Source organism: Sulfitobacter sp. UBA4523, assembly GCF_002388305.1.
GTDB classification, from domain to species: domain Bacteria; phylum Pseudomonadota; class Alphaproteobacteria; order Rhodobacterales; family Rhodobacteraceae; genus Sulfitobacter; species Sulfitobacter pontiacus.
The window spans coordinates 82,125-91,950 of sequence record NZ_DGMH01000054.1; the positions used below are offsets into that span (position 1 = coordinate 82,125).

Sequence of the window (9,826 nt, forward strand, 5' to 3'; positions counted from 1 at the left end):
TAAATCTGGCGTAATGCCTTGACTTATCACGAAAAATTACCTTTTCAATCGTCCCGTTGTTGCCATAGTATACGGAAAGCCACGTAACAGATAGGGAAACAGTTTCATGCGTCACTGGAAAAAGCTGGGGGGCCGTCCCGCGTCCCACCGCAGCCGCCGCGACGGTGAAGCGGGCGTAACTCTGATCGAGATGATGGTGGTGCTGGTCATTATCGCGCTGGTGGCGGCGATCATCGTGCCCAACGTTATCGGGCGCCCGGACGAAGCACGGGTGACCGTTGCGCAGTCCGACATCCGCGCAGTCGGCTCGGCGCTCGAACTTTACCGCTTGGACAACCGCACCTATCCCACGACCGCACAGGGATTGCAGGCCTTGGCCGTGCGTCCCACCGCGCCGCCCGAACCCCGCAACTGGGTCGCGGGTGGGTATCTGACCGCTGTGCCGGTCGATCCTTGGGGGAATGATTACATCTACGTCTCTCCGGGTGCGAATGGCGGGTTCGATCTGATGTCGCTTGGGGCAGATGGGGCACCCGGCGGCGAAGGGGTCGCGGCAGATCTGGCACATGGGCAGCTGCAGGCCAGCAGGTGAAAACCACGGCCGCCCCTGACCGACACCAAGACGCGGGCGTGACGCTTGTTGAGGTGCTTGTGGTACTGGTGTTGGTGGGAATAATGGCCGGGATTGTCGGGCTTAACATCGGCGGCGGGTCACGTGGTGATATTGCCAAGCAAGAGGCCGACCTTCTTGTCGCCAGGCTCAATCGGGCAGCGGACGATGTGATCCTGACGGGGGTGCCAATGGGCTTCGTTTGGGGCGCGGAGGGCTATAGGTTCGATGTCTATAACGGGGAAATCTGGGTGCCGCATCCTTTACCGGTCCTGAAAGAACCCCATATGCTGGCCGGTCGCACGCGGATCGTCGGAAACGCTGGCGCGATCGTCGTTTCCACGGAGTCGCGCCCGACGGGGGACAGCCCCTTGTCGCTTGAACTGCGTGCGGTTGACGGCGCGGCGGAGTATGTTCGGTTCGACGGCGTCAGCGCGGCGCATCTTCAGGAGGTAGAATGACACGTCAGGACGATGCAGGGTTCACGTTGATCGAAGCGCTGGTGGCGATGGCCGTCCTTGCCTTGGGCGCAGTATCGCTGCTGTCGGCCACGCAGGGGCACAGTAAACGCATCGCCGATCTCTCGGATCGGGTCGCGGCACGGTGGGCCGCCGAATACCGCCTTTCAGAAGTCCGGGCAGGGGTGGCAATCGGCGCGGAGCCGCTTGAGGTATACGGCATTGAATTCGATCTCGACGTGACGCGCCGGCCGACCAGCGACCCCGACGTGCAGGCTGTCTCTGTCGGCAGCGCCCTTTCAGGGACGGATCGGGTTTTGTATATTCTGGATGGATATGTCGCATCAGGAGACCCGTCATGACGCGCTTTGACCATGCGGCGAAATGGCTTCGATTGGGCGTGATCCTGACGGCCGTTTCCAGCGTGGCCGCGGCAGGTGCCGAAGCGACTTGGCGTGTGCTGGGCCATGATCGCGTTATCCCCCCTATTGCGAAGCTTCGCCCCCCCGCACAAGAGCCCGAGGCACTGCCCGACCTTGCGCCTGCGCTGGCTCTTGCGCCGTTCGGCGCTGCGGAAGTCGCGGTGGCAGATGCTCAGACGGCCGCGATTCCGCAGACCCTGATCTTGCTCGGGGTCATCGTACGGGATGATCCGTCCCGCTCGCTGGCATTGCTGCGGTCGGACACGACTGAAGGCAATTATCGCATCGGCGATGAGGTCGTCCCCGGTACGATGCTCACCTCTATTTCACAAAACCATGTAACCGTGCTGACAAAAGACACCGAGAGCCGTCTTTATTTTGCCGGTGCGGATCTGGTCGCCGATGGTCCGCAGGTCCCCACCGGCGCGGAACGGCTGCTGGCGCTTATGACCTCTGGGCAGGGCAGTTCCATCAGTGAACAGGTGGATGCCGCTGCACGCGCTCAGCCCGTGACGACACAGGATTACATCGACATGTGGCGCGACCGCATCATCGCCAACCCCGCTGAGGTTCTGGATACGATTGGCTTGGTGCCAGGGGAAAAAGGATATACCATCGCTGAAAAGCACGACGTAGGCGTAAACCGCGCCGGTCTGAGAGCAGGTGACATCGTGACAAGTGTAAATGGTGAAAGCGTCGGCAATGTCGATCAGGATCGCGAACTGTATGACGTGATCGCGGCGTCTGGCTTGGCCCGTATCGAAGTCGAAAGGAATGGCCGAACGATCGTTATGTCATTTCCGCTGCAGTGACCCTTGCGCTTCGCCATATAGCAGCCTTTGCCCTCGCAGTTTTACTAATGCTGCCCGCCCCTGTGCGCGCTCAGGAAACCTTTGTCATCAATCTGCGAGACGCAGACATCTCTTTGCTCGTTGAACAGATTTCCGAAATAACCGGCCGCACCTTGGTGCTTGATCCGGGGTTGGTGGGAGAGGTGACTGTCGTCTCTGCCGAGGCGCTGGACAAAGAAGGCGTCTGGTCGTTGTTCCAATCCATTCTGCGGGTACGCGGATTTGTTGCCGTTCAGGCCGGATCAATCTGGCAAGTGATCCCCGAGGCCGAAGCGCGCACTGCGAGCGGACCTAATCTTGGCGAAGAAGTCATCGCTGGCAGTCAAGACTTCGTAACCGAGATGTTGCGCCTGAACCGGCTGCCCTCTGCCGAAGCCGTGCGCGTCCTGCGCCCGCTTGTCGCGGAATCGGGATATATCGAGGCCGTCGAAGATCCCAATGGCGTGGTCATTACCGATACCCGCGCCAATGTGGACCGGATCATGGCCATCGCGCGCAGCTTTGACGGAGATGCCCTTGTCCGCTCTGAGGTGCTGCGCTTTCGCAGTGCCGATGCGGTCACCGTCGGCAGTGCGATCCTAGAGGTACTTGGTCAAGCGGGTACAGGCGCGCGCCTTTCCGTTGATGCAGGGTCCAATTTACTGCTCGTCCGCGGCACGCCCGAAGACATTGCAGAAATTCGCAGCCTTGCGATCGCCATGGACGTTGCGCCACGTAAAGACCCCCGCGAGGCCGTCGCTACCACAGTTTTCAACCTCCAGTATGGCGACGCACAGATCATTGCAGACATCATCAAAGGTACGGTGGGGGATGCCACTGACATTACCAACGCAGTTGCCGCAGATGTGGGCGCACAATCAGCCGAAGCCACGTCGGACGGACAATTTGTGCCGCTAAACCGCGTCGTCGCCCCGGATGCTGTCAATATCACCGCCTCTGTCGAAACGAATTCTATCGTTGTTCGCGGCACTGCGGCGCAGGTCCAAGAAGTCGGGCAACTCGTTCATGCCCTTGATGTGCGTCGCCCGCAGGTCATGATCGAGGCAGCTATTGTCGAAGTGTCCGGCGAGGTCGCAGAGCGGCTTGGGGTCCAACTGGGGCTTGGCCCGAATGTGCCGAACGGAGCAATCGCCGCCTCGAACTTCTCTAATGGGGGAGGGGTATCGCTGGGGTCCGTGCTTGCTGCTGTTGGTGTCCCCGCCGGGTCGGCCTTGTCTACGGGACTGACGCTTGGTGCCGGTGGCAATGACTTTGGTATTTTGGTGCAGGCCCTGTCGCAGTCTACGAGCGCGCGGCTTTTGTCGACGCCATCGGTCACGACGCTGGACAATGAACCCGCGACCATCGTCGTCGGCCAGAACGTTCCCTTCCGGACTGGTAGCTTCGCCACCGATGGGAATACGGCGACCCCCTTTACCACGATTGAACGACGTGATGTCGGCATCACGATGAATGTCGTTCCCCGGATCACGGCCGGAGGTGTGGTGCAGTTGGTCATCGAACAGGAAATATCGAGCCTAACAAATGCCAATGTTGAAGGTGCCGCGGATCTTGTGACCAACCGGCGGGTGATTAATACAACCGTAATGGCCGACAACCGCGGAACAGTTGTGCTTGGTGGGCTGATAACCGACGACCGCATCAATGGCAGCAGCAAGGTGCCCGGTCTTGGCGATCTACCGGTGGTCGGAGAGCTTTTCAAATCGCGTAATGCCCGCAATACCCAGCGTACACTTTTTGTCTTTCTAAGACCCACGATCCTGCGCAGCCGTGAAGATATCACCGAGGCTTCTTCGCGCCGGTTCAACCGCCTGAAAGCAGCCGACGCCACACAGCAACCTAGAACGATCCTTAAAAAACAAGAAGTACAGCAGTTGCCTTTGGAAATTCAGGGTTTGTATTGATCCAAGCCAGTGGCACGCGCCCCCAAGACGCTGCTACCGTTCAAAAGTGAGCGACGCCCAATAGCTCACCCAATCAAAGTCATTATGCTTTACCGGCAGCAATTTTACGCTGTTGATCATGATCTCTCCACGAATGTCATCCGAAAGCGTCAATATGCCATTCGCATCCGTCATCATATGCTGCGGTCCTGTCTCGGCTCCGGACCCAACAGGCCGCGCAAATACCTGAACCGGTTGATTGGCGTTTGCTTCACCATTCAAGAGCAGCTGAAAGCGGACCGGCCCGCCCAAAGTAACATAAGGATTATCCAGCGCTACCCACTCGTAAATTGCGCCATATGCACGATCCTGCCCCCTTTTGTCGCCCACCCCCACCAAGGTTTTCGCGTAACGGAAATAGGCTTCTCTGATGGGCTGACCCGGCCGGGTGCTAAATACTTCGGCACCACGCCCTACGGTTTCAGCAAATTCACGAAAGTCGGCCAGCGTGTCATGCTTTAGGGTGCTTGCATTTGAAACAAGTACAATAGTGTGTAGCCCGTTTTCGCCCGACTGGAGGCTCAACGACGGGTTATCTTGTCCGGTAAACGCCAGCTCTGTTTCAACGTCACCTCTGGAAAACAGGGCCGAGCTGTATCCCTTCGGAATGAAGATATAATCCTGCCCGACAAACTCGGATCCGACCAATAGATCCGCTTCAATCATTGCCTGCGACGGCAAAGTATAGGCGCGAGGTTCAATCCAAAATTCATGCGCCAAGGCAGAATGGGTGGCCAGAAGCCATATGGTCAAAGATTTCGTGTATAGAGACATGATCATACCCGTTTGCTGTTTCGGCAGTGCCAAGTTGTTGGCCGTGTGTCGTAGGGTGTTGCTGGTCTGTAAATTAAGCCATCACCTCGATGGTGAATTCTGCCCAGAGGCTGAACGCGTCATCTCGGGCATGGCGATATGAGTTTGCGGCGCGTTGAAATCGGCGGGACGGAAAATCAGGTTGGTCTGATCGTGAGCGGATAGCAACCTCTGAGTCTGCCGATGTGACTTAAACCGGCCGAATATCTTCTCTCGCTTGCGGGTCGGCCTGTGTGATCCGTCGATGGTGTTGTCCAATCCCTCGTGGGCGCGGTGGTCAGCGTCCGGTGCCAATGTTTTGATCGGCTTGACATAGCTGCGCAGCTTGTCGGTGGTCATGACCCTCGGCTCGCCGAACTGATTGATCAGCCTTTGAAGAAATCGCTTGGCTGCTGTAGCGTTTCGTGGCGTTTGCACGAAAATGTCGAGGACGAACGCGCCGGCCGCAATTTGCGAATTGTGGACCAAAGTGAGTAACCCACAACCGGACTGCTTCCCGGCTTACAATCACACCGCGCTCGGCCACCAGGTCTTCGATGTCGGCCGTGCTCATTGCGACGCGATGGTAAGACCAAACAACGTATGCGATGATTGCGCGAGGGAACTGGAAACCCCTCAGGCGCAGGACGCTGGTTGGGGTTTCACGACGTTGAAATAGCCGGATCATGCTAGCTGAACAACTTGGCAATGCCTGTATCTTCTAGGCCAGCAGCAACTACACTAAATTGGTCAAAACCAGAGGCCTGAGAATACAACCGCTAGCCCGGCCGCGCAGAGCGCGATCGTCTGTATGGGTCGGTGCGCTCCGATCAGACCGGACGAGAGTAACGTCACCCCCAAGGCCACGCGCGCCGCTGCCAGTGGAGCGTCCGAGAGCCGCAGCATGTCGGGGTTGGCGATCATGCCCAACGGAATGATATAAAGCCTGATGCCAAGTGCCATTGCTGTCAGCGCGACCTTCAACCAGTTCTCGCCTGGCATAGGTGTTGATGCCCATCCAGACCGCGACGAAATACATTAGCGCCGGCAGGGCTGCGGCGGGCATAATGCCGGTGTAGGGCACGCTGGTAAGCTCGACCACGACAAAGGCACCGGCACCCATCAGGGGTGGCATGATCTGCCCGCCGGAGGAGGCTACGGCCTCGACCGCGGCGGCAAGGCGTTTGGGATAGCCAAGCTTCGTCATCGCGGGCAGGGTGAGCGCGCCGGTGGAGGCGACATTCGCCGAGGCCGAGATGGAGCAGAACAGGGCTGACGACAACACCGAAACCTTGGCGGCACCGCCCTTCAGCCGACCCGCTGCTGCTGCCGCAACGTTCATGAAACTCTGACCCGCTTCACCAACGTCTAGGACCGCGCCAAAGATTACAAAGATCGCCACGACCGACACCGAAACCCCGGTCAGCGTGCCCCCGATGCCGCCCTCGGCAATGGCCAGCGTCCCGAAGAAACTTTCAACCGGCGTGCCGGAATGCCCGAACTCACCCGGAATATACTGTCCAAACAACCCGTAGAGCAGGGCGAGTGCCGCCACCAGCGGCAGCGGCCAGCCGGTCACGCGCCGGGCCGTTTCGAGCTCCACCAAGAGCAGCGCCACCGCGACCGCGAGTTGAAAGTCGCTTTCAACGAAGCCATATTGGTCCCCGAGCACATCGCTGTTGAATGCTACCCAAAGTGCGGCGGCAACGCCGAGCGCCGCCAGGATACTACCCGTGATCCGCCGCAGGGTCGTGTCCGCATCAAAGACCAGGGCAAAGGGCAGGGCGGCATAGCTATGGCGGGCATTTCGGAAGCTGTCGCCGAAGCTGCGATTAGACTGGCAGGGGTTTCAATGATACCCTTGTCGGTATCACGGGGATAGCCGGAGCATTACTTTCATAAAAGATTAGCCGCAGAAATGCGTCGGAAAATCGGCCATCAAAGCCGGCTTTTACGACACACATGTCTTACATCGCATGGGCTTCAAATTCTTTCCACAGCAATGCCGCTACCGCGCGGACGATTGGCTTGGACTGGCGAAACGCGTAGATGGTGACGTCGAACGCAAGATGCGTGTGTGGCAAGTCTATCTCGCACAGCCGCCCTTGTTTCAACTCTTCCGCAATCATGTGCTCTGGTAGGCGGCCCCAACCGAGGCCTGCGATCAAAAGGTGTTTTTTTGTCTGAAGATCGCTGACGTACCAACGGCGCTGGCCTTTCTGGACGCCGATTTCGCGGTCGAACAGTCCTCCGGCTTGCCCGCTGTCGCTTGCGATGACCTGATGGAAGCGCCGCAGGTCCGCGAGGCGCTTGGGATTGTCCATCTCGGCCCAAAGGGAGGGTGACGTAACATTGCGCAACGTCGATGTACCGAGGGGGATATAGTCGAAACCCTCTTCCTCGAGCATGACCGAGGACATTGGCGAAATCGCGATTGCCGCGGTTCCTGTTTTCACGGCCTCGATGGCACCGGACAGTACCTCGGGGCGCAAGACCACGCGGGTCTCGGGAAAACCTGTTTGCAGTTTGCATAAGACGGGGGTCAGTGTGTTGAGGTCAGCGATGGCATCCACCGCGATCGTGATCGTCTCTTCCTGCCCTTTTTCGAAATGATGGATCAGTTGACCCAGATCCTCTGCCTCCGTCAAAACGCGCAAGGATTGAAGATAGACCCGTTTGCCGACGGGTGTGAGTTCAAGCCGATACCCTGACCGGTCAAACAATTCGGTCCCAGTCTGGAATTCCAGAGCCTTCAATGCCTGGCTGATCGCCGGCTGTGTCCGGTTGAGACGTTCGGCAGCCGTTTTGACCGAGCCCGTTTCAACAACAGCGCGCAAAACATTCAGTTGATCGAGTTTCATCAGGCACCAGAAGTTAAGATTAGATTATATAGATGCGAAATAAGTATAAATATCAATAAAGTTTCGTTTCGCTTATCATCGGATCAACATCCGGAGCAACTCAATGAAACAAGTTTCTTTTCAAGAGCCAGCGCAGCCCGATCAGGTCGGTACATTTACCATCGGACGTGCCCTTCCGAACCGGGCTGTGAATGCGGTCGGCCCTTTCCTGCTTCTTGATCATCTTCCCAAGCGCGAAATTTCTGCCGGTGAGTTACCCGAGCCGGACGGCAGCTTTGCCCATCCCCATGCGGGTATCGTGACCTTCACCTTTGTCATGGAAGGTGCCATGACCCATTTTGACAGCCTGGGAAACAACAGCTCCGTCACGGCGGGAGGCGTGCAATGGATGAAGGCGGGCAATGGCATTGTCCACGACGAAATGCTCGCGGTGCCCCTGCGCCGTGATGGCGGGGTGCTGCATTCCTTTCAATTCTGGATCAACCTGCCCGCGCCGAACAAGATCGAGCCTGCGCAATACATGCCCGTCTCATCCCCGGACCTGCCCGTAGCAATGCTCGCGGGTGGACGTGGGGAGGTCAAAGTTCTGCTTGGCCAGTATGATGGACAATCCTCGCCCATCCCCACCTATGCGGGCGAATTCATCTGGCACGTCAGGATCGAGCCGCTTGCGACGGTCGACATCGCCTTGCACGCCGGTCTGCCAGTCGCGGGATTCCTGCCGACGCATGGGGCCGTGGTCGGTGATGCCAAGATCGACGCTCATACCATCATCGGATTGGACGCCCCGGATGGGACGTTGGAGATTACCAACCCGGCTGTTGAACCGCTTGATCTGCTACTGTTTGGCGGTGAAGGGATCACTGATCCTATCGCAATGCGCGGCCCGTTTGTCATGAACAGCGACGATGAGCTGGCCCAAGCGTTCCGCGCGTATCGCGCCGGGAAATTCGGACAGATCACCTATCCCGCCGATCACGCTGCCTACAAATCATAGAATAACGCCGTAAGGCGACCAAGAAGGTTAGAAATCATGTCACAGAAAATTGCCATTGTCGGCGGCGGTTACATAGGCGCCGAACTCGCGAAGTCTCTCGACGACACCGCGGAAGTCACATTGATCGAGCCGCGCAGTCACTTCGTTCACGCGCCGGCCATGATCCGCGCGGTTGTCGACCCTTCGCTGCTAGATCGCGCTCTCATTCCCTATGATCGGCTGCTCATGAACGGCAGGGTCATGGCGTCCAAGGCGACGGCTATCGACGCGGAAGGTGTCACGTTGGAGGACGGCACGCGGGTAGAGGCGGATCAAATCGTTGTTGCCACCGGGTCCAGCAATGCGATGCCCTTCAAGCCTCAAGGTGCTGATATTGCGGGCCTTAGGGGCGACAACCAGCGCATTCACCAGCAACTCAAAGCGGCGCGGCGCATCGGGATTGTCGGGGCTGGTGCTGTTGGCACCGAGCTTGCGGGCGAAATCTCCTATGCCATGCCGGACAAGAAGGTGACGTTGATCTCAAGCGACGAGGCATTATTCCCGACGATGCCGTCAAAGCTGGGCACCTCTTTGGCTACGAAACTGCGCAAGGCTGGCGTCACACTCATTCTTGGCCAGATGGCAGAGAACCTGACAAGCATGACCGAGCCCTACGCGGGCAGCCTGCAACTCGCCGATGGGTCACAGCACGACTTCGACCTGATCTTTCCGGTTATCGGATCGCGCGCGAATTCCGAGGTGCTTGAAACGCTTGCCGGTGTTCAGAAGACGACGGCAAACCGGATCAAGGTCGACCCATGGATGCGCCCATCCTCACTGCCGAACGTGTTTGCGGCGGGCGATGTCGCGGATGTCGGCGACGCCATGACAATCGTGGCCACAAGCCGTAAGC

Annotated in this window: 10 protein-coding genes and 1 pseudogene; 7 read left to right on the forward strand and 4 right to left on the reverse strand. The window is 58.4% G+C overall.

Going from position 1 to position 9,826, the window contains the following annotated elements:
* Positions 1 to 106: 106 nt before the first annotated feature.
* The 5 genes from gspG to gspD are packed head-to-tail and all read left to right on the forward strand — an operon-like array spanning position 107 to position 4,245.
* Complete coding sequence (gene gspG, locus B3849_RS13720) at positions 107 to 592, forward strand: type II secretion system major pseudopilin GspG (RefSeq protein ID WP_074636979.1); 486 nt, start codon at positions 107 to 109, stop codon at positions 590 to 592.
* Entirely contained in the window at positions 589 to 1,071 is a 483-nt protein-coding gene (locus B3849_RS13725) for a prepilin-type N-terminal cleavage/methylation domain-containing protein (RefSeq protein ID WP_278426045.1), read from the forward strand. The genes gspG and B3849_RS13725 overlap by 4 nt, the downstream gene beginning before the upstream one ends.
* Positions 1,068 to 1,430, forward strand: a complete 363-nt coding sequence (gene gspI / locus B3849_RS13730) for a type II secretion system minor pseudopilin GspI (RefSeq protein WP_168592904.1) — start codon at positions 1,068 to 1,070, stop codon at positions 1,428 to 1,430. Before B3849_RS13725 ends, gspI begins: the two co-directional genes overlap by 4 nt.
* Positions 1,427 to 2,302 (forward strand): type II secretion system protein N, encoded by an 876-nt coding sequence (locus tag B3849_RS13735; RefSeq protein ID WP_278426046.1) that lies wholly within the window; start codon positions 1,427 to 1,429, stop codon positions 2,300 to 2,302. Before gspI ends, B3849_RS13735 begins: the two co-directional genes overlap by 4 nt.
* A 47-nt stretch (positions 2,303 to 2,349) precedes the next feature.
* Positions 2,350 to 4,245, forward strand: coding sequence for a type II secretion system secretin GspD (gspD, locus tag B3849_RS13740; protein WP_005848548.1), 1,896 nt, complete (start codon positions 2,350 to 2,352; stop codon positions 4,243 to 4,245).
* 33 nt (positions 4,246 to 4,278) lie between these two features.
* Here the strand turns inward: gspD and B3849_RS13745 are convergent, their stop codons facing one another.
* From B3849_RS13745 to B3849_RS13760, 4 genes and pseudogenes are all read right to left on the reverse strand, one after another.
* Positions 4,279 to 5,064: a DUF4198 domain-containing protein gene (locus B3849_RS13745; RefSeq protein ID WP_286780299.1), complete on the reverse strand. Its 786-nt coding sequence runs from the start codon at positions 5,062 to 5,064 to the stop codon at positions 4,279 to 4,281.
* 67 nt (positions 5,065 to 5,131) lie between these two features.
* Positions 5,132 to 5,764 (reverse strand): annotated as a pseudogene (locus B3849_RS13750) (IS6 family transposase).
* Between the two features lie 48 nt (positions 5,765 to 5,812).
* Positions 5,813 to 6,748 (reverse strand): TRAP transporter large permease subunit, encoded by a 936-nt coding sequence (locus B3849_RS13755; protein ID WP_286780300.1) that lies wholly within the window; start codon positions 6,746 to 6,748, stop codon positions 5,813 to 5,815.
* 295 nt (positions 6,749 to 7,043) lie between these two features.
* Positions 7,044 to 7,937: a LysR family transcriptional regulator gene (locus tag B3849_RS13760; protein ID WP_278426049.1), complete on the reverse strand. Its 894-nt coding sequence runs from the start codon at positions 7,935 to 7,937 to the stop codon at positions 7,044 to 7,046.
* Positions 7,938 to 8,040: 103 nt separating this feature from the next.
* Between B3849_RS13760 and B3849_RS13765 the strand changes: the two genes are divergently transcribed.
* Positions 8,041 to 8,934 carry a pirin family protein gene (locus tag B3849_RS13765; protein WP_286780301.1) on the forward strand — a complete coding sequence of 298 codons (894 nt, stop codon included), beginning with the start codon at positions 8,041 to 8,043 and terminating at the stop codon, positions 8,932 to 8,934.
* A 36-nt stretch (positions 8,935 to 8,970) separates the two neighbouring features.
* On the forward strand, positions 8,971 to 9,826 hold an 856-nt coding region (locus B3849_RS13770), incomplete at its 3' end, for an NAD(P)/FAD-dependent oxidoreductase (RefSeq protein WP_286780302.1).

What these genes read in the sequence shown, in the direction of transcription:
- gspG (WP_074636979.1), top strand. Translation starts at nt 107, where the DNA reads ATGCGTCACTGGAAAAAGCTGGGGGGCCGTCCCGCGTCCCACCGCAGC.
- gspI (WP_168592904.1), top strand. Translation starts at nt 1,068, where the DNA reads ATGACACGTCAGGACGATGCAGGGTTCACGTTGATCGAAGCGCTGGTG.
- B3849_RS13735 (WP_278426046.1), top strand. Translation starts at nt 1,427, where the DNA reads ATGACGCGCTTTGACCATGCGGCGAAATGGCTTCGATTGGGCGTGATC.
- gspD (WP_005848548.1), top strand. Translation starts at nt 2,350, where the DNA reads ATGCTGCCCGCCCCTGTGCGCGCTCAGGAAACCTTTGTCATCAATCTG.
- B3849_RS13745 (WP_286780299.1), bottom strand. Translation starts at nt 5,064, where the DNA reads ATGATCATGTCTCTATACACGAAATCTTTGACCATATGGCTTCTGGCC.
- B3849_RS13760 (WP_278426049.1), bottom strand. Translation starts at nt 7,937, where the DNA reads ATGAAACTCGATCAACTGAATGTTTTGCGCGCTGTTGTTGAAACGGGC.
- B3849_RS13765 (WP_286780301.1), top strand. Translation starts at nt 8,041, where the DNA reads ATGAAACAAGTTTCTTTTCAAGAGCCAGCGCAGCCCGATCAGGTCGGT.